The organism is Kitasatospora sp. NPDC018619 (genome assembly GCF_044391605.1).
GTDB lineage: Bacteria > Actinomycetota > Actinomycetes > Streptomycetales > Streptomycetaceae > Kitasatospora.
Map to the genome: position 1 here is coordinate 364833 of NZ_JBISAI010000002.1, position 16528 is coordinate 381360.

Below are 16528 nucleotides of genomic sequence, written 5' to 3' on the forward strand. Positions count from 1 at the left end.
GCACATCTTCTGACCTTGGTCCTTGCAGGACAGGACCTTAGTCCAGTGCCGTTCCGCCTCGATTCACGGAGCCTGGCACCATGCCCACCGCCGTCTCTATCAGCACAGATGTCATTCGCGCCATCGTCGGAGCCCGTGTCTCCGACACCCACGGCGATGAAGGCAAGACCTCCCACATCACCCAGCACGAAGCCGCCGGGCGGTACGCGACCGCCAACTTCTGGGAGGTCATCGGCAGCTTCGAAGACCTGGACGTCTCCGCGCAGGTTGCGCCCTGGGAGCGGCCCGACCTCGGCCCCTGGCTGACGGACAGGGCCGACGAGTGGGACGCGATCATCTGGGCGAAGGTGGACCGCGCCTTCCGATCCATCTTCGACTGCGTGGACGTGGCGAAGTGGGCCAAGGCCAACGGCAAGATCCTTGTCTTCACCGATGACTCGATCAAGCTCGACTACCGTCCGGGCCACGAGAACGACATGGGTAACCAGATGGCGGAGATCTTCCTCATCCTGGCCTCCCTGTTCGCTGCAATGGAACTCAACCGGATCAAGCAGCGCATGAAGGGCGCCCACACCTATCTGCGCAAGACGAATCGGTGGGCGGGCGGCCAGCCTCCGTACGGCTTCAAGATCGTGCCGAGGGAGGGCGGCGGAAAGACCCTGGCCATCGATGAGTACTCCGCCGGGGCGGTCCGGTTGATGGGCAAGCTCCTGCTCGAAGGAAAGTCCCTCTGGGAGATCGCCGCAGCGCTCGACGTGGCCGGCTTCCTCACCCCCGCGAACTACGTCCTCCAGCAGCAGGGGGAGAACAGCCGGAGCAAGAGGAAGATCAAGCCGGAGCAGAACTGGAATCCGACCAGCATCGGCAAGATCCTCCGGGCTCCTGCGACGATGGGCCTCAAGACGATCGGGTCGGGGAAGACCCGGAAGCTCGCCCGGGACGACAACGGGATGCCTATTCGTATGGCGGAGGGCCTTTTCACCGAAGAGGTCTGGGCACGCATCCAGGAAAAGATGGACGAGCGCACCACGAAGAAGGAGCGCGTCCATGGTGCGTCGCCGCAGCTCGGCGTGGCCTGGTGCGACAACTGCGAGCACAAGATCTACCGCCAGAAGCAGGTGAACGAGAAGACCGGAACGGTCTACTCGCACTACCGGTGCATCAAGTCGGTCGGAAAGCCGGCCTGCCCCGGGTTCATCTTCGAAGAGGTGGATGTGGACCGTCAGATCTACGTTCTGGTGACCGACCACCTTGCGGACGTGCCGGTGACGGTCAAGCGCCACATCCCCGGCTCGGACCACACGAAGGAGCTGGAGGCTGTGTCTACGGCCATGTCCGAGGTGCGCGAGGAGAAGGACATGGGCCTGTACGACTACGAGGGAGGCGAAGCGGAGTACAAGAGCCGCCTCCAGGCTCTCGCGAAGCGACGGAAGTTCCTGAGCGCTCAGCCGCAGCGCAAGGCACAGTGGATCGAGGAGCAGACCGGCGAGACCTACGCTGAGGCCTACTACCGGATGACCGAGGAGCAGCGGAAGGCGCTGCTGACAGGTGCGGGCATCAAGGTGTTCTTCGCGCCGGGCGAGGAGCCGCGCATCGAGGTGCCGTCAAACCTGCGGAAGAAGCTGGAGAAGACGGAGCTGAGCGAAGCAGCCTGACTCGGTCGAGTTTGATCAATCTAGCAATACGTCTTGACGGTGGGAGCCGCCCTGCGGGGCGGCTCCTTCTGCATGCCGCGGAAGGCCGCCAGGAGCACCCGGAGCTGCTTGTCGAGGTGCAGTCCACCGAGGTCTGGCGCACGCTCGGTGCATGGCGTCGATCATCGTGCTGTTCGAGGTGGACCAGGCCGCCGGCCTCGAAGGCGACAGCCCTGAGGTGGTGCGAGTGCACGCCGCCGGGGCTGACCCTGAGGCCCCCGAAGACCCGTTGGACCTGACCCTGTGCGGGCTGAGCACCACTGCGATGGAGCACTCGGGCTACAGACCGGGGCGCCCAGGTGATCCCTGGTACCCCGTCTACCTGAGGGCTAGGAGGTGCCACAACTGCGAGGACATTCTGAGGAGGGTCTGACGCGCATGCCGCCTTCGGGTGGGCGGCTCTATATGTAGCCCTTCCAAAAATTACATAGGTGCCGCTCGGCCAGCCGGCGGGCACCCCTCACCGCGGGTGTGGTGCAGCTCACGGGGAGGCCGGCGGGCAGCCCTGACCAAGATCATCTATTCCTTCAATCTAGCAATCCAACATCGACGTCAGATGAGTTGACCGGCGGAGCGAGACGCAGTTAGGGCCGCGGGAGACCCTATGCCGGCCTCCAAGCCCGCTACGCAGCGTCGATGACCCGTGACTCAAATACTTCAATCCCGTACACGGTTGGAGGGCGGTGCCCCCGGCGGTCCCGTTTAGATTGAGCTAAGGCATTACCCCCACATTTCAATTCTTCATTCAGTCAATGGGAATTGCTGAATTGCTGGAAGGGGGAGAACTGGCATGGGCATTACTTCAATCAACCTCAACAGCTGCGCCCGAGTGAGTAGAAGCACATCTGGATTGGTGCTAGTCGACCGCTCTGTGTGGTATCACGTGCGCGTGCGCATGCATTGACGCCACAGAGGGCCCACAGGGGCCTGATGGGGTAGGTCTGGGGTGGTTGTCCCGGGGGATGCCTGATAGGCGCTCAGAGGTACCATTCTGTTCGTTTTGGGGTTGACTGGCAGAGCTGGTAAACGTGCGCGCGCAATCCCTCTCTGAGAATGAATAGGTTGACTGGCGGAGTGATCTAGATCACTCATTCAGAAGTTGACCTGCGGAGTTGATCGGCGTAGCTTTGAATGCGTTGGAGGGCGAACGGGACGGAAACGACCGAGAGCCCCGACAGAGCCGGAAGAGGACGAACCCCAAGGGTTCGGGAAGTACGGCAAGCACAGCAAAGAGCGGAAGCGCGCACGCCCCATCTGGGGAACGGCGTCAAACCGCGTCACGGCGGACTAGCGGCCTAATGCGACGGCTAGGGGACACACTCCCAATGCGCGACGAAACCAGCGGACAAGGTGAGCGCAAGCGAGTGTGACAGCGGACAGGGGATTGGACAGTCCGCACTCAGCAGCGTAGGGCGCGAGAGAGCGTCTATACCGTCCCGGTGCAACTCCGGGACGCTGCGCTTACCGAAAAAGTTGACTTACGGAGTTGATCTGAAATGCGCAAGTGTTTCGAAATGGCGGCCATTGTCGGCGGTGTGGTTGTGGGCCTTCTGTTTGCCCACTGGCTGGGCGTGGACCGGGTTGCCGGGACCGTGTGGCACAACATCGTCTGGCTGGTCACTCCGCACGATGCGGGCAATGTGACCGTCTTTAACGACGGGTTCTATGAAAGCAAGTTCGACGACTGCGAGCAGGGTTTCCAGGTTGCTTGCGAGTGGCTTAAGGAGGGCAACTGATGTGCGAGTCGCTTAGCTACATCGTTGAACGGGACGCCCGATTCCGTACCCGGATTCTCGGAAGTGCGGCCGTCTGGCTCGCATTCGGAATCAAGGACGAAATGACCATGGCGCACAACACCATGGTTGAGACGTCCCGCAAGCTCCGAAACGCACACAAGTCCGTGTGCTCCATCTGCAAGTAAGGGCAAGGAATATGCATCTGCTGACGTACGTCAACAATCTTCCCGTTGTGGCATGCATGCGGGACAACAGCTCTGAGACGGCGCGCTCAGTCGTGGTCTGCGACCAGAAATACAAGGGCCCCTACACGGTGTGGAGCGTCCACCACATGGGCGGCGAATTGGTGGCAGAGAACGGCCACTACGACATTGACGACTACAGCCGTGCGCTGTCTATTGCCTCGGAGCGTGCCAAGTGAGCTATGAACTGTGCGGCCCCGGGGTTGCAGATTGGTGCATCACTGTGATTGGCGGACGGCCCGGGGAGACGGATTACTGGATTCAGTACGTCAAGGGTGATCGTCCCGAGAGTGAAGACGCGTGCTTGTTCCTGCCTGGTGGGTGGGAGTTGCTGGAGTTCGAATGCAAAGCGACACCCCACGGTGCGCATGCCGATGAATGGGAGCCGGAGCACACGGACTACCCGCATGAGCCCGGTTCTCTGTATGACTGCCCGGCGTGCGAATACCTGGAGGAGGTGGCCTGATGATTGAGCATGTCTACAAGGGGTGGGCTGTCACCCTGACCAATGGCAACGTCGTGAATTTCACTGACCAGAAGCAGGCATTGATCTACTTCGGAGATCACGACGCAACGGAAATGAAGATGAAACAACAAGCCATTACATGCGGGATGTTCACGCGTGGATTCTGCGGACACTGTTCCCAGGGTGTTCCTACTCGGATGGTGGCGGCATGAGTGCGGGGGAGCGGTTCTTCTACTACGAACCTGCTGACTACACAGCATGCGCCGAACACATGGCGCGCGACTTGGAGCGCTGGTTTCCGGAGACGGCTGAAACCTGCCAAGGGTGGGATTACAACTACACCGGGCCGGATATCGACCGGCTGATACCTGCCCTCACTGAGTCGGGCGAACTACTGCCGGGGCACATCACGCGGCTTGGCTTTGCTGGCGCGTGCGAATCGCTTCACTGAACCGCTTGGGTTGGGCACGCGAAAGCGTGCCTTTCCTTGGCCGCTCAGTGCTGCCTACTGGCTCAATCGAAAGGAAAGTCATGCACACATTCACCATCGAACAAGCCGACGCACACCGATTCGGGTCCGCTGTAGCAACACACATCCGAGCGCGGGCAGACTTCCTGACCTACGAAATGCATGCCCTTTGGTGGGATCTCTACGTGGCATTCCGGGACGCCGGTGGCACTGGCACGGTGGACGTCCCCCGGGACGCTGCGCATGGTATTCCGGTGATTCTGCACGCGGAACGCTACTGGGAAGACGAGGAAATCCGGGTGCGCGTTAAGGGTGTGCTCCGGCCGCAGTGGCGGGAATTCATGAAGGGTGAGTTCTGATGATTGACGCGCGAATCTCTGAGTACCTGGAACATCTCAAGGAATGCCGGGACTGCCAAAACGCGGCTGCTGCTTGGCTCTACTTCACGCATATGTGTGACAAGGGATATGAGCTCCGGCGAACCGCCAAGGCTGCTGGATATCGAGACTGAGGGATAGGCAATGACTGTGAACCTGCATAAGCACACGTGCCGCTTCGATGGCTGCAAGGGCAATGCGGCCTATCTCGCGGAGACTCCGCACCACGGCGCGTACTTTTTCTGCCCCTCGCATGCGCGCCGTGCTGTGAACCAATTTCGGGCCGTCCTGCTGCCCATCGCAGAGTGCCAGTGCAAGGGGGATGACGCATGACAAAGCAAGGACTTGCCATGCGTGCTCTCGCTCGCTCCATTCTTGGGCGCTTCGGATACGTCAAGGCGTCTGAGGTCGCCATCATTGATGAATATCAGGCCGGGCAGCTCCGGGCCGCCGACGCCTTTGTCGAGTGTTGGACGGACTCCGGCCTGGCGTCCTCTCTCATTTCCGACTACACCACCTTGTGTTGCGATGAAGCGGAAACCTATGCCGATGTGTTCCGTGCTTTTGGCTACGTGAATACGGCGGACCTCATCATCTCTGGCCATGCGGATGACGACGTGTGCGGGACAGCACATCACGCCTGTGATGCAGCCTGCTATGTCTGATCACATTCAAGAAAATTAGGTACGCCTGACCTGCTTTGCTCCGGGCCGCTCTGATGATCAGGGCGGCCCTTTACATGGCCTGTCAGTCGGCAGGACTTTGACACACTCAATAGCGGAGAACGAATGAGCTCCACGCTTGCGCCGCGCATCTACGTGGCGAGTCTCAAGGACTACAACGCCGGAGAGCTTCACGGTAAGTGGATCGATGCGAACCAGAGCGCCGACGAGATTATGGACGAGGTCCAGGAGATGCTGGCGGCCTCTCCCACAGCCGCACAGTACGGCGAAACTGCCGAGGAGTGGGCAATTCACGACTCTGACGAGTTCGGCGGGATCGTGATCGGAGAGTGGGACAGTTTCGAGCGCATCGAGTCGATCGCCGCCGCTGTCGCCCAGTGGCCGCCTGTCGTCGTTAAGCACTTCCTGGACAATGGGCACAGCGTCGATGGACTCAGTGAGAAAATCGAAGATCTCTACATGGGCGAGCACGACGGGAACGACGACGTTTCGGCTGTCGCGGACATGCTCTGGGAACAACTCGATGAACGGGAGGACATTCCCGAGGACATTCGGCCGCATATTGGCGCTATCGCCCGGAGCATGGCGAATGACGACCTTCAGGGTGGCGCCTATACGACTGTCCGCGCCGGTGCTGGCGTGTACTACATCCTGAGCGCCGACTGCTGATGAAGCCGAATGAGATCGCGCCGGACGTCAGGGTGAGCGGCAGAGACATGAACGGGATGGAGATCACGGGTCGCATCATCGGCGGCGCCTTGATTCGCCTGAACAAGGAAATGCGAGCCGCTGTAATCGTCCGTGTCCCTCGTGAAACCAGCATCGTCGGATACCTGATCAACCCGGGCGGCGTGTTCGTCGCCTTGATCGAAGACCTGGAGATCAGCAAGTGACCACCTACACTCATATGGCAGTCGGGGCCGGGCCGAACACCTTCGGGGTGACGGCGGTTGTCGAGTGGCATCCGATCGATGGCGGGGTTCGGGTCTCGGTCCTGGACTCCAATGGAGAGCTAAACACGGCGATCACTCGTGAGCTGCACCACCTTCCCTCGGACCCCGGCGCGGCCAGCTTGAATCGGGCCGTCCTCCGTGCCTTCGGGGACCTTCGTCGGCTCATTGGTGACCGCGATGACTGGTGGACCGATTTCCCATGCGTGGCCTACGAGTTGGCCGACCATCACGACTTTGCATGGTTCGCCTGCTGCACCGTCGACCGCCGCACCCGCGACCTGATCGAGAGGCTGGGCGCATGAGTGACAGTGTGCTCCTGTACTGGGCCGTTCTATACATGCAGGGCGACGAAGGCTCTGGCCTGGTGTCGGTGACGGACGGCTGGCATTCCCCCCACAGCGTGGACAGCGTCCGCCGGTCGGTCGAGATCCGGCACGGCAAGGTCGACAAGCTGTCCGCCGTTGGCCCGATGCGTTCCCGGGAACTCGCCCGCCAGTACCTGGAGGCGGCCACCTCTACAGAGGCCGGTCTGAACTTCTGACTGGCGCAGGCGAACTGACCTGACTTCCTTTGATGAGGGGCACTCACGGCAGTGCCCCTTGTCATAGGGTGTCAGGCATACCGAAAGGTAGAACAATGGCAATTCGCAAGATAGTTCGAACTGAGTTCGTCGCGACCTGCGACGCGCATGCACAGAAGGGCGTGGACGACATCCCCGGAACGTGCAAACTGTTCATCGGTGCCCGGGGTTGGGACCTCTGCCAGGAGCACGAGGACAAGTTCGTCGGGTTCTTTATCGATGCCCTGGGCGAACCCTGCCGTACCGAGGTGCATGCCGTCGAGGCCCCCGAGGAGGAGACCGCAGCGGAGCCGGAGGGGGGCGCCCAGGAGGCCGCCGAGGAGCCTGCCCAGGAGGAGCCGAAGCAGCTTTCCGCGGGAGGCTTCGACGCTGCCGGACAGGGCCTGTGGGACGACTTCCCGGAGGACCTGTCAGAGGATGACGAGGACTTCAAGGGGACGGTCGTGGTCACGGGTAACATCCCCGGCTACAACCACTCGGACGCGCGGCGAGCACTGGAGAACGCGGGGTACAGGGTCGTTGGTCACGTGGATGCCGACACGGTGATGATCGTGCTCGGCAAGCAGCCAGCGGCACACAAGGTGGCCGAGGCGAGGCACCACCAGACGCCGGCCTTGGACGCCAGCCGGGCCCGCGTGTTCGCCAACTGTGTGGAGGCGGGGGAGTTCCCTGCCAACGATGAGCTTCCGGACGTTGAACTCAAGCGGGGCGCGCGGGCGCTCCTGCCGGTGTGAGGGGAGATAGGACATGGCTTCGGCCGACTACAGCGGGATGTTCACGGGGCGGCTGAAGACCCTGGTGGACGAGTTCGCACCTCAGATGAATTGGAGTCCGATCGGGCTCGGAGCAACGCTTCTCGCGGTCCAGTCGGCCCTGGCGGACGGCACCCGAGTCCAGCGCGGGGAAGGAAGCCTGGCGCTCCCGCTGCAAGTGGTAATCGTGGGCGAGTCCGGCGAAGGGAAGGGCCAGCTGTGGCAAATCGTCCGTGACATTGCGCAGAACGCCGACCCGGTGTTCATGGGTAACAATGTGATCAACAGCGTGACAGGCGGAAAGGGCCTCCTCGTCGAGGTCTTCAACCGTGGCAACCATGCGCTGGTGTTTGAGAGTGAATGGCAGCGAATCCTGATGTCAGCCACCAGGAACCCTACGCTCTCCGCCAACATCCGGGACTTTGCCGACTCTATGACCGTCGCGGGTGGCACCGGCAAGGATCGGGTTGTCGTGGAAGACCCCCACGTGTCTTTCCTCGGGCACATTCAGCCTGAGGTCTTCGCATCATGCATGTCCGCGCGGGACGCGTCGGGCGGTTCGTACAACCGGCAGATCTTCATTCCCATCGAGCAGGAGAACTGGCTGTCGGAGCGGCACCGTCGACCCCCGGAGCTGACCGTGAAGGCACAGGAGTGGTTTGCGGAGGCCCTGCGTCACTCGCGCCGAACGCCCTTCCTCTCGCTGACGGAAGACGCGCTGGACGCTGCGGACGAGATGGAGCGTCCCATCCGAAAGCACATCGCGAGCGTGCCCTCTCTCAAGCCGTTCGGCGCCCGAGTGATCGAGCACATCCGGCGGGTGGCGGGACTGATGTGCCTCTTCGACATCCGCAAGGAGGTAACCAGCACTGACCTTCAAGCGGCCCGTGCCTTCGTCGAGTACTCGTTCACGGCAGTTGAGCAGTTCGCAAGCCTGGCGGCGAACGGGCGGGGAGTGAAGACCCTGCCGGACTACATCCGGGAGCACCTGGTCCGCCTTGGCGGAACGACCCAACACAGCAAGTTGGTGCGCGCGCTGGGAGCGCGGGCGAACGCCACCTCCGTCCGAGCGGCCATCAAGGAGATGGACGACATCGAAGTGCTCTGGGACGAATCCGGGGCGCTCGGACGGACAGCGGAGATCTACCGGTTCCGCGCCACCGACCAGGACACCGAAGACGGCCTGGGCGACGACGAGAAGCGGGACGACGGCATCGAGGCCGACCAGGCCGGGGAGGAGACGGCGCAGGTGATCTCGCTCCCTGAAGCGAGGAAGCAGGGGCGGACGGCGGCGAAGGCCTCCGAGGAGAATCCGGCCGCGGGCACCGCTGCGGAGCCCGTCAACCCTCTCCAGGCGCTCTTGTAGGGGGGGGCGTGACGACGTAGACCAGTAGCGCGCGGAGGAGCTGCGCGACGAAGACCGGAGAAGAGCGGGCCCGCGTCAGCTGGGCCCGCTCTCTCGCGTATGGAGAGGGAGAGACGTGGCCGAGAATCGCGCCACTCAGCACGTGATGCGCAACCTGCAAAAGCCCAACGAGGACAGTGGAGACCCCTGGTCTCCGGTGGCTGAGTCCTTCACGAGGAGCTTCGAGGGCTTCGTTGTAGACGCCAAGGGCTGGCTAAGGGATAAATCAGATCTGTCGACCAGGACGATCGAGAGCGCGGACTACGAGGTTGCTTACCTCTGGTTCATTCACGGGAAGAACAAGGAAGAAGAAATGGGAACCGTCGAAGTTCGGGTTGGCAAGCGACTGTGGGAGTACTTCGAGGGCACGGGGCTGCTTCAGGAAGGAGGGGAAGAGGACCCGAAGATCTACGGTGAGCTGATGGCGCTCCGAGCCAACGGCGGTGGGCGCAGGGGGAGCGTGGGGCAAGACACCCTGGGGTGGATGCTCGACTACGCGGAGTCCTTCGCCGACGTGGCCGAAGACCGATACGACAGCAAGGCCGCCGAGGAGTTCCTGTCCAGGCACAACAGCCTCTTCACGGGCCAAATCACGACGGTCGGTAAGCTGGCCGACGAGCCGAAGCCGGCAGAGGCCCAGGCCCCCGAGGAGGACGACGTGCGCGTGGAGCTGCGGACCCAACCCCAGCTTGCCAAGGAAGCCATGGACCGCTTCATGGGTGGCGAAAGTCTGGAGCAGATTGCCGAGGACTGGACGAATCGGAAGGTTCACATGGAGGTGGAACCGCCCCACGGCAAGCCGATCCACCACGTGCGAACGGGGAAGCTTGTGGGGTGGTGGACCACGAAGGCGTTCGTTCCGGTGGAGGACGACCAGTCCGATTGACGCAATCCGTGCCGACCCGGCTGGGGCACGACGCCAGCTCGGCCTCGACGGCGGGTGACACGGTCGTCGGGCTCGAAAGCACGAAAGGCCCCCGGGCATCCCAACTTCGGGATACCCGGGGGCTCTCTGCGTTTAGACCATCGGTCCGAACGCGCTCTCCTCTGCACTCCCCGGCTGGCCGGCCGGGGTGGTCCTGTTGCTTACCTGCTCGGTCGGCAGGTTCTCCACTCCGGCCTTGCGGACCGCGCGGGTGTGGGCCTGGTGGACCAGCTCGCCACCGAGTAGCGAGATGACCAGCATCACCAGGGAAACGATCTTGTCCTGAACGTCCGGGCTGACCCAGTTCGTGAACAGTGCCAGGACCGCTACCAGGGCGGCCTGGACACGAGCCGAGTTGGCCAGCAGGAACGAGACGACAGCCTTCACGGTCAACCCTTTCCTTCAATCTAGCAATCCGTCATTGCGGTCCCGCCTACCAGGCGATCCCGGCGGTGGTGCGGGCGGACACCGTGTAGTCGAGGCCCTTGGAGTCCTTGCCCTGAACCTCGGCGAGCAGGATTTCGCCGGGCCAGAGCAGGTTGGTGTACGTGAACTGGGCGTCCACGAGACCCTGTTCGTCAGCCACGAAGCGGGCGGCCGGCATGGTGTAGGTCCGGGCGCCAGTCGCCTTGTTGGCCTTGAAGTAGCGGCACGCGAGGGCCGAGCCGGGCGACATCGTCGCCTCGATCGACATGGTGACGGCCGCGTACTGGTGCACCTCTCCGTCGAGGATGACGCCGTTCCTGCTGCCGTCCACGTCGATGGTTGCGAGCTGTTCGTTCGTCACCTGCGTGCGGTTGTCGTTGCGTGCCCAGATGTTGCTGGGGATACCGGTCACCTGAGGTGCCACCGGATCGTGCTGTGGCGGGGGAGACGGCTCCGCGGGCTGGTTGCTGATCGGCCACAGGCCCTGGCCGTGCTCGGTCTCCAGCTTGGCGAGCTGGGCGGGGCCGGGGATGCCATCGGCGCTGTCGGTGTCGCCGATCGCAAGCTGATAGGCCCGCATGGACTCGGTGTCGGCGCTTCCCCACGTCGGCCCCGGGCCCTCGGAGTACCGCGAGCAACCAGCGGCCACCAGGCACTGGCCCATGTAGGTGATGTGGTCGCCCTGGGCGCCCGGTCCGTACTGGAAGCCCTGGATGGTCACGGTGCTGGCCGGCGGGAGGGTGGGCGTGCCTCCGGCTGGGATGTCGGCCTCGCCGGCCTCCTGGCCGAAGTAGACGTCGGCAAGGTTCTTGTCCGCGCCGACGATGCCCTCCGGGTACTTCGGGTAGCCGTAGGAGTGTGTCCAGTTCGCGTGACGAGAGACGGTCCGCTTGAAGACGCCCACGCCTTCGGAGCCGCCCCAGTCGTTCGTGTTGCCGCCCACGGTGTAGATGTGGTCCCGGTCGTAGGCGAAGACGATCTCCGTGTGCGAGCCCCCGGGGCCGTAGGTCGAGGTCGAGTCGCCGTAGAAGACCTGGGCTCCCACGGCAGGAAACTCGCTCAGCCGGCCCTGGCTGCGGTACCACTCCTGGGCAACGCTGCACGATGCCGTGTTCGGGATGATGTCGGCGTTGCCGGTCTCACGGGCGACGGCGGAGATGAAGTCCGCGCACCACGACTCCGCGGGGCGTCCCATCTCCTGGGAGAACCGGTTGCTGTTTCCTGCACCTTCGCGGTACCCGATGTAGGTCTTCGCCTTGTTGATGAGCGTCTGGGCACCAGTCGCCAATTTGTCCTCCTCGGGCATGAAAAAAGGAGCCCGGAGGCCCCATGCAGAATGTGTTGTTGGATCAGTCGGGAACGGGAAGGTCGTGCTTCTTTATGAAGAGCTCCAACTCGACTACCCGGAACCGGAGTTTGGCGATCTCCTCGGTCTGCTTGTCGCAGAGCTCCTGTAGCCGTTCCACCCGGTCCACCAGGTCCTCGTTCCAGTGCTTGATGGTTCCGAGGATTTCGCTGCGGTCAGCCTTTGCGCCTTCCTTGACCATGCGGTAGAGCTGCACCACGCCAGTCACCGCAGCGATGAGGCCTCCACCGAGGATGTAGTCGAGTGCGTTCATCGTGCAGCGTCCTTCAAGGTCTCAGGCTTATGCCGGTGCCGGTAGATCGGCGATCTTCTGGATGGTCAGCGAGATCATGGCCGTGTCGTGGACGTGTGCGTCCGCCCACCAGCAGATGATGCTGGCCCCTGCCTTGTCGCCCTTGGCGCAATGGCCGACGACCTCGACGGAGTAGGTCTTCAGGTTGTCCTCGTTGCCCGATGGAACAAGCTCCTGCACCGCCTTGTAGTTGTAGGGCAGTGCCACAGTTCCCCGGACCTTGCCGGCGGCGGCACCCCGGACGTTGTCTACGTAACAGGCGAACTGGAACCGGGCGCGGTACACGCCGCTCTCGGGAATGGTGAGCTGGCGGGGGTTGTCGAGTGCCCAGTTGCCGACCTTGGCAGCGGGGCGGTTGAGGTCCCATTCGGGGTTCACCGACACCCCGTTCGGTACGTCAAAGGGGCTTTTGATTTCGAGGGAGATGACCGGATTCTGGCCCAGTCGGTAAGTGTCGCGCTTGAGGCCGTCGGTGTCGGCGAGCAGCTGTGTCGTGCTGCCGTAGAGGGCCTGGTGGACGTCGTACACCTGGGCGTTCATCTTCTCGGGCGAGACCACCTCGCGGTCTGCCCACTTCTCCAGATTGGGAAGGGTCATGGGTTACTCCAGGACAGTCGAGGAGCCGAGTACGGATGCCTTCTGGTCGCCGAGAATCCAGGTCGGCTTCCCATCAGGGTTCGGCTTGCCGGGGATGGTGATCACGGCAATGGCCAGCTGATCGGCAAGGGAGTCGAAGACCAGGTCTCCGGGCGTGAACCCGGACCCGACCGTGTCGGCGGCCATGATGTGGATCGTCTCCGTCTGCCAAGGCCCGTGCTCGCTGACCCGTCGCTGTACGCCTCGGGGCCAGCCCGCGGCGGTCATGTCCTTCGAGGCCGCGATGGCGACGTACAGGGTGGTGAAGTCGTCGGCGGGATCGAGGGGGGCCTTCGCGACGCCTTCGTAGGTCTTGTACGAGATCACGGGCTTCGCCGGGATGTTGCCGGTGTCACCGTGGCGGTAGACCAGGTTAGCCACCGTCATGTTGTCGTCTTCGCCGAACGACTCGAAGGCGCTCTCATAGCCGCAATCCGGCGTCCAGAGGAACATGTTCAGGGTCAGGTGGATGTCCGAGGGGCGGAGCCTGAGGAGGTCGACCACTGGCCGGAGCCCGTTGGCCGGCTTCGTCACCGAGCCGTACGACGCGCACAGCGACACGACGATGTCGCCCATCGCGACTTCCGGAGGAATGGGCAGGGAGACGTGGTTCCGGTCCCTGAACGTCGCGCTCCTGGCCGCGATGAACATTGGGAACTCCTCGGGCGTCTGCCCGGCGGGCCGCCAGTTGTGGCCGTCGTACATCGGGATCTCGCCGACCGGCTTCCAGGCCTTGCCGTCGAAGACGCTTGTTTTGGCGAACTGCCACGTTGACCCATCCCAGACGTACGACGCATTACCCATACTGCACCCACACATCACCGGGAGCGGGGTTCTCCGGAGGCTTCGGCCCGGAGAACACCCGAGCAGTTCCGACGTTCTTAGCGGTCACCGTTCCCTGCGTTGCGAGATTTCCGCAGTGGACGTCCCCGCCCGCACTCACATTGCCGTGAATGGCCAGGTTCCTGGCGGTCGCGTCACCGCTCTCCGAGACCTGGAACGCGGTGTTGCCGTTGCCCTTGCCGGTGACCTGGAGGACTGGCCTGGCCCCCATGCCGTCGCCTTCGACCTGGAGCCACGGGACGCCGGAGGACTCGGCCCGGTTGCCTCCGGCGAGCTGCGCGTACCCCTGCAACCGCTGATCGGCGTAGGCGCGGTCCCCGTGAGGGTCCGTGCCCTTCGCGTGCTCCTGGAGCTTGTCCGGGGTGTCGTTGGCCTCGATGGCGATTCGGCCGGGGCCGAAGTCGACCCACAGGCGGAAGACGTCGTTGTCCGGCCCCCGAAACTCCGGGACCATGCCGCGGGCGTCGGCCGTCAGGTTCTTGATCGGATTGCCGGCCGCGTCCTGAAGGTCGGTGACCTGCCGGGCATCCTTCCCCAGGCCATCCCAGACGGTACCGGTGACGCCGGGAAGCCGGGCCCCGCTGTTGTCCTCCGCCGGGGTTGCTGCGTCCCCCGCGAACTTTCGCCTTGCCATTAGCTATTCCCCTCGTGGAAGAGGTCCATTTCGATCAGGCCCGTGAGCCAGAGGTTGGCGTCCTTCGGGAAGGTCTGGAGCCAGTAGGTACCCCAGTCCGTGTTCGGGAAGCTCATCCAGGCGAGGTTCCAGCCGCCCGTCCAGGCATTGCCGTTGTGGAGCATCAGTGAGTCCGCGCCGCCATTGTCGCGGTACAGCATGACGTTCATGAGCTGCGTGATTCCGCCTCGCGGCGAGTACGGCAGGGACACCGAGAGGGGCGTGGTGCCGTTTCGCAGGTCCCGGCCGGAGACGTTCTGAAGGTTGGCGGTGACCCAGCACATGTTGGAGCCCACCCACTGGAAGTGGCCCGTGGCCTGGATGCCGTCCTGTGAGACTAGGCCGTGAAGCTCGGGTCGGTACTTCCGGGTAGGCCCGAGGTTGCTGATCGGAGACCAGCCGCCGTTCCCGGCGTAACCCCAGACGGCCTCACCGCCCACCGAGTCCCGGGCGTACACGATGTCACCGGGGGTGCCCATCATGGTCCGCCCGAGATCGCTGTGCACCTGCGGTAGCGAGTTGCCGATGAAGACCCGCTGGTCATAGATCGTGCTCACCGACGTTGCGGAGGAGGCGATCGTGCACTCGGCAATGGCGATCTGCCACACACCGCCCAGCTCCTGGGTGAGGCTCGGAGGGAGAGGAGTCGAGGCTGGCGAGCCCTTCACGGTCGCCAGCCTCACGATCCCCTTGCTCATGTCCAGCTCCAGGACGACCAGGTCTATGCGCGGGTTCATGTCCGGGTTCTCGAAGAACTGGAGGGTCACCGCGGAATCGGACTCGTAGCAGAAGCCCTTCACGAAGGCCTTGCCGGGCTGGACGTCCACGGTCCTGGGGAGCTGCGAGGAGAGGTTCTGAGCCACCGAGAGGGCATTGTCGGTGGCCTTGCCGATGACGCCGGACGGCGAGAACGCGGCGGCCATCTTCTGCCAGCGGACTTGATCGACGCTGGCGCCGTCGCCCTCGTTGAAGGGCCAGGAGTTCTCAGCCATTCATTCAATCCTTCGTCTTGTCAGCCACCGGTGTACGACAGGTAGCGGGGGGTGAAATGCAGGCGGATCAGGGTCTTGTCGTCGTAGTCGCCGCCCTCGACCTGGACGATGTTCCTGCCGGGTGCCAGGGCCCACAGGGCAGGGTTCGGGGCCAGGTGCGGCCACAGGTTCGTGCCGTCGTCCAGGGCGACGGTCTTGAACCCCGGCCGGGTGTCGACGGTCGCCACCTGGTCGTCCGGGACGGTGTACTTCGAGGAGAAGGCGAAGCTCTTGCCCGTGGTCTTGTTGAGCACCTTCAGGCCGGTAGCTCGGCCGGAGATCGACCAGACGGGCCAGGACTCCACCGAGGAGGGGTTGTTGACCTCGACCACGCCTTCGGGGCCGAGCGAGGCCGAACCGATGCGAAGCGGGTTGAGGAACTTCCGGTGCAGATCCTTCGGCGGGGACAGGAACGAACCGACGTCGCTGGACTTGAGCGACCAGTCGAATTGGTTCTCGCTGTTGGAGTACCAATACGGGTCCATGGCGCGGAGGATCAGCGCGTACCGGATGTGCAGGAATCCGGCGCTCTCCTGGGTCTCGTTGCCTTCCAGACCGGAGACGTAGAAGCACTTCAAGTGCCGGGCCGGGAGGTCGCCGTCTCGGACGGTGAGGAGGCCGGGGCCGGCGTGCGGGTTCAGCGCGGAGAAGAGCCGGTCCTTCATGGTGATCAGTGACTTGCGGTCGAGGCCGCGGATGTACAGGGGGATCGTGACGTCCCTGGAAGTCGCCCTGGTGGTGCGGAACATGGCGCCGTCCATGTTCGGAAGCTGGTCCGCGTGGAGGTCGTAGGTCGGCAGGTCGAAGCCGGACGGCCCCCACTGGACCGCCAGCCCTGCCGGTCGCCTTCCGGAAATATCCCCAGTCAGCGGGATGACGTCGCCGCTGGCACTGGTCCAAGTCACGTACGTGTGCGGCCACTTGATGGGGGCGTAGGGGCCCTTGTTGAGTCCACCCGGTTCCGGGAATTCTGAGTACT

Annotated in this window: 24 protein-coding genes; 16 read left to right on the forward strand and 8 right to left on the reverse strand. The window is 63.5% G+C overall.

The window, feature by feature from the left end; all coding sequences use genetic code 11:
• Positions 1-80 precede the first annotated feature (80 nt).
• The 16 genes from ACH5AR_RS04080 (at position 81) to ACH5AR_RS04155 (ending at position 10243) form a co-directional block, all read left to right on the forward strand.
• Positions 81-1655, forward strand: coding sequence for a recombinase family protein (locus tag ACH5AR_RS04080; RefSeq protein WP_396299818.1), 1575 nt, complete (start codon positions 81-83; stop codon positions 1653-1655).
• Between the two features lie 151 nt (positions 1656-1806).
• Positions 1807-2067 (forward strand): hypothetical protein, encoded by a 261-nt coding sequence (locus tag ACH5AR_RS04085; protein WP_396299819.1) that lies wholly within the window; start codon positions 1807-1809, stop codon positions 2065-2067.
• Positions 2068-3208: 1141 nt separating this feature from the next.
• Positions 3209-3430, forward strand: a complete 222-nt coding sequence (locus tag ACH5AR_RS04090; RefSeq protein WP_396299820.1) for a hypothetical protein — start codon at positions 3209-3211, stop codon at positions 3428-3430.
• A gap of 196 nt (positions 3431-3626) precedes the next feature.
• The gene (locus ACH5AR_RS04095) at positions 3627-3851 is read left to right on the forward strand and encodes a hypothetical protein (RefSeq protein WP_380352077.1); all 225 of its coding nucleotides are present in this window, start codon (positions 3627-3629) and stop codon (positions 3849-3851) included.
• Positions 3848-4138, forward strand: coding sequence for a hypothetical protein (locus ACH5AR_RS04100; RefSeq protein WP_396299821.1), 291 nt, complete (start codon positions 3848-3850; stop codon positions 4136-4138). The genes ACH5AR_RS04095 and ACH5AR_RS04100 overlap by 4 nt, the downstream gene beginning before the upstream one ends.
• Complete coding sequence (locus ACH5AR_RS04105) at positions 4138-4350, forward strand: hypothetical protein (RefSeq protein ID WP_396299822.1); 213 nt, start codon at positions 4138-4140, stop codon at positions 4348-4350. The genes ACH5AR_RS04100 and ACH5AR_RS04105 overlap by 1 nt, the downstream gene beginning before the upstream one ends.
• Complete coding sequence (locus ACH5AR_RS04110; protein WP_396299823.1) at positions 4347-4589, forward strand: hypothetical protein; 243 nt, start codon at positions 4347-4349, stop codon at positions 4587-4589. Before ACH5AR_RS04105 ends, ACH5AR_RS04110 begins: the two co-directional genes overlap by 4 nt.
• Before the next feature lie 80 nt (positions 4590-4669).
• Positions 4670-4966: a hypothetical protein gene (locus ACH5AR_RS04115; RefSeq protein WP_396299824.1), complete on the forward strand. Its 297-nt coding sequence runs from the start codon at positions 4670-4672 to the stop codon at positions 4964-4966.
• Positions 4967-5313: 347 nt separating this feature from the next.
• Positions 5314-5649 carry a hypothetical protein gene (locus ACH5AR_RS04120; protein WP_396299825.1) on the forward strand — a complete coding sequence of 112 codons (336 nt, stop codon included), beginning with the start codon at positions 5314-5316 and terminating at the stop codon, positions 5647-5649.
• 123 nt (positions 5650-5772) lie between these two features.
• Positions 5773-6336, forward strand: coding sequence for an antirestriction protein ArdA (locus ACH5AR_RS04125; protein ID WP_396299826.1), 564 nt, complete (start codon positions 5773-5775; stop codon positions 6334-6336).
• Positions 6336-6560: a hypothetical protein gene (locus tag ACH5AR_RS04130; protein WP_396299827.1), complete on the forward strand. Its 225-nt coding sequence runs from the start codon at positions 6336-6338 to the stop codon at positions 6558-6560. Before ACH5AR_RS04125 ends, ACH5AR_RS04130 begins: the two co-directional genes overlap by 1 nt.
• Positions 6557-6922, forward strand: coding sequence for a hypothetical protein (locus ACH5AR_RS04135; protein WP_396299828.1), 366 nt, complete (start codon positions 6557-6559; stop codon positions 6920-6922). The genes ACH5AR_RS04130 and ACH5AR_RS04135 overlap by 4 nt, the downstream gene beginning before the upstream one ends.
• A complete protein-coding gene (locus ACH5AR_RS04140; protein ID WP_396299829.1) occupies positions 6919-7161 on the forward strand; it encodes a hypothetical protein in 243 nt (80 codons plus the stop codon). The genes ACH5AR_RS04135 and ACH5AR_RS04140 overlap by 4 nt, the downstream gene beginning before the upstream one ends.
• 95 nt (positions 7162-7256) lie before the next feature.
• Positions 7257-7934, forward strand: a complete 678-nt coding sequence (locus tag ACH5AR_RS04145; protein ID WP_396299830.1) for a hypothetical protein — start codon at positions 7257-7259, stop codon at positions 7932-7934.
• A gap of 13 nt (positions 7935-7947) precedes the next feature.
• Positions 7948-9318: a DUF3987 domain-containing protein gene (locus tag ACH5AR_RS04150; protein WP_396299831.1), complete on the forward strand. Its 1371-nt coding sequence runs from the start codon at positions 7948-7950 to the stop codon at positions 9316-9318.
• A 115-nt stretch (positions 9319-9433) separates the two neighbouring features.
• On the forward strand, positions 9434-10243 hold the full coding sequence (locus tag ACH5AR_RS04155) for a hypothetical protein (protein ID WP_396299832.1): 810 nt from the start codon (positions 9434-9436) through the stop codon (positions 10241-10243).
• A 132-nt stretch (positions 10244-10375) separates the two neighbouring features.
• Here the strand turns inward: ACH5AR_RS04155 and ACH5AR_RS04160 are convergent, their stop codons facing one another.
• The 8 genes from ACH5AR_RS04160 to ACH5AR_RS04195 are packed head-to-tail and all read right to left on the reverse strand — an operon-like array spanning position 10376 to position 16454.
• Complete coding sequence (locus ACH5AR_RS04160; RefSeq protein WP_396299833.1) at positions 10376-10669, reverse strand: hypothetical protein; 294 nt, start codon at positions 10667-10669, stop codon at positions 10376-10378.
• 46 nt (positions 10670-10715) lie between these two features.
• Positions 10716-12014, reverse strand: coding sequence for a peptidoglycan-binding protein (locus ACH5AR_RS04165; RefSeq protein ID WP_396299834.1), 1299 nt, complete (start codon positions 12012-12014; stop codon positions 10716-10718).
• A gap of 43 nt (positions 12015-12057) precedes the next feature.
• Positions 12058-12327, reverse strand: a complete 270-nt coding sequence (locus ACH5AR_RS04170; RefSeq protein WP_117490912.1) for a hypothetical protein — start codon at positions 12325-12327, stop codon at positions 12058-12060.
• Between the two features lie 27 nt (positions 12328-12354).
• Positions 12355-12963, reverse strand: coding sequence for a hypothetical protein (locus tag ACH5AR_RS04175; RefSeq protein ID WP_396299835.1), 609 nt, complete (start codon positions 12961-12963; stop codon positions 12355-12357).
• A 3-nt stretch (positions 12964-12966) separates the two neighbouring features.
• A complete protein-coding gene (locus ACH5AR_RS04180; RefSeq protein ID WP_396299836.1) occupies positions 12967-13806 on the reverse strand; it encodes a hypothetical protein in 840 nt (279 codons plus the stop codon).
• Positions 13799-14479, reverse strand: a complete 681-nt coding sequence (locus ACH5AR_RS04185; protein WP_396299837.1) for a hypothetical protein — start codon at positions 14477-14479, stop codon at positions 13799-13801. The genes ACH5AR_RS04180 and ACH5AR_RS04185 overlap by 8 nt, the downstream gene beginning before the upstream one ends.
• A complete protein-coding gene (locus ACH5AR_RS04190) occupies positions 14479-15510 on the reverse strand; it encodes a hypothetical protein (protein WP_396299838.1) in 1032 nt (343 codons plus the stop codon). The genes ACH5AR_RS04185 and ACH5AR_RS04190 overlap by 1 nt, the downstream gene beginning before the upstream one ends.
• 20 nt (positions 15511-15530) lie before the next feature.
• Complete coding sequence (locus tag ACH5AR_RS04195; protein WP_396299839.1) at positions 15531-16454, reverse strand: phage tail domain-containing protein; 924 nt, start codon at positions 16452-16454, stop codon at positions 15531-15533.
• Positions 16455-16528 lie beyond the last annotated feature (74 nt).

Bases quoted from the DNA above. Each gene is read 5' to 3' on its own strand.
- ACH5AR_RS04165 (WP_396299834.1), bottom strand. From the start codon at position 12,014: ATGCCCGAGGAGGACAAATTGGCGACTGGTGCCCAGACGCTCATCAAC.
- ACH5AR_RS04185 (WP_396299837.1), bottom strand. From the start codon at position 14,479: ATGGCAAGGCGAAAGTTCGCGGGGGACGCAGCAACCCCGGCGGAGGAC.
- ACH5AR_RS04125 (WP_396299826.1), top strand. From the start codon at position 5,773: ATGAGCTCCACGCTTGCGCCGCGCATCTACGTGGCGAGTCTCAAGGAC.
- ACH5AR_RS04170 (WP_117490912.1), bottom strand. From the start codon at position 12,327: ATGAACGCACTCGACTACATCCTCGGTGGAGGCCTCATCGCTGCGGTG.
- ACH5AR_RS04150 (WP_396299831.1), top strand. From the start codon at position 7,948: ATGGCTTCGGCCGACTACAGCGGGATGTTCACGGGGCGGCTGAAGACC.
- ACH5AR_RS04145 (WP_396299830.1), top strand. From the start codon at position 7,257: ATGGCAATTCGCAAGATAGTTCGAACTGAGTTCGTCGCGACCTGCGAC.
- ACH5AR_RS04110 (WP_396299823.1), top strand. From the start codon at position 4,347: ATGAGTGCGGGGGAGCGGTTCTTCTACTACGAACCTGCTGACTACACA.
- ACH5AR_RS04090 (WP_396299820.1), top strand. From the start codon at position 3,209: ATGGCGGCCATTGTCGGCGGTGTGGTTGTGGGCCTTCTGTTTGCCCAC.
- ACH5AR_RS04140 (WP_396299829.1), top strand. From the start codon at position 6,919: ATGAGTGACAGTGTGCTCCTGTACTGGGCCGTTCTATACATGCAGGGC.
- ACH5AR_RS04085 (WP_396299819.1), top strand. From the start codon at position 1,807: ATGGCGTCGATCATCGTGCTGTTCGAGGTGGACCAGGCCGCCGGCCTC.
- ACH5AR_RS04130 (WP_396299827.1), top strand. From the start codon at position 6,336: ATGAAGCCGAATGAGATCGCGCCGGACGTCAGGGTGAGCGGCAGAGAC.
- ACH5AR_RS04180 (WP_396299836.1), bottom strand. From the start codon at position 13,806: ATGGGTAATGCGTCGTACGTCTGGGATGGGTCAACGTGGCAGTTCGCC.
- ACH5AR_RS04120 (WP_396299825.1), top strand. From the start codon at position 5,314: ATGACAAAGCAAGGACTTGCCATGCGTGCTCTCGCTCGCTCCATTCTT.
- ACH5AR_RS04080 (WP_396299818.1), top strand. From the start codon at position 81: ATGCCCACCGCCGTCTCTATCAGCACAGATGTCATTCGCGCCATCGTC.
- ACH5AR_RS04190 (WP_396299838.1), bottom strand. From the start codon at position 15,510: ATGGCTGAGAACTCCTGGCCCTTCAACGAGGGCGACGGCGCCAGCGTC.
- ACH5AR_RS04175 (WP_396299835.1), bottom strand. From the start codon at position 12,963: ATGACCCTTCCCAATCTGGAGAAGTGGGCAGACCGCGAGGTGGTCTCG.
- ACH5AR_RS04095 (WP_380352077.1), top strand. From the start codon at position 3,627: ATGCATCTGCTGACGTACGTCAACAATCTTCCCGTTGTGGCATGCATG.
- ACH5AR_RS04105 (WP_396299822.1), top strand. From the start codon at position 4,138: ATGATTGAGCATGTCTACAAGGGGTGGGCTGTCACCCTGACCAATGGC.
- ACH5AR_RS04115 (WP_396299824.1), top strand. From the start codon at position 4,670: ATGCACACATTCACCATCGAACAAGCCGACGCACACCGATTCGGGTCC.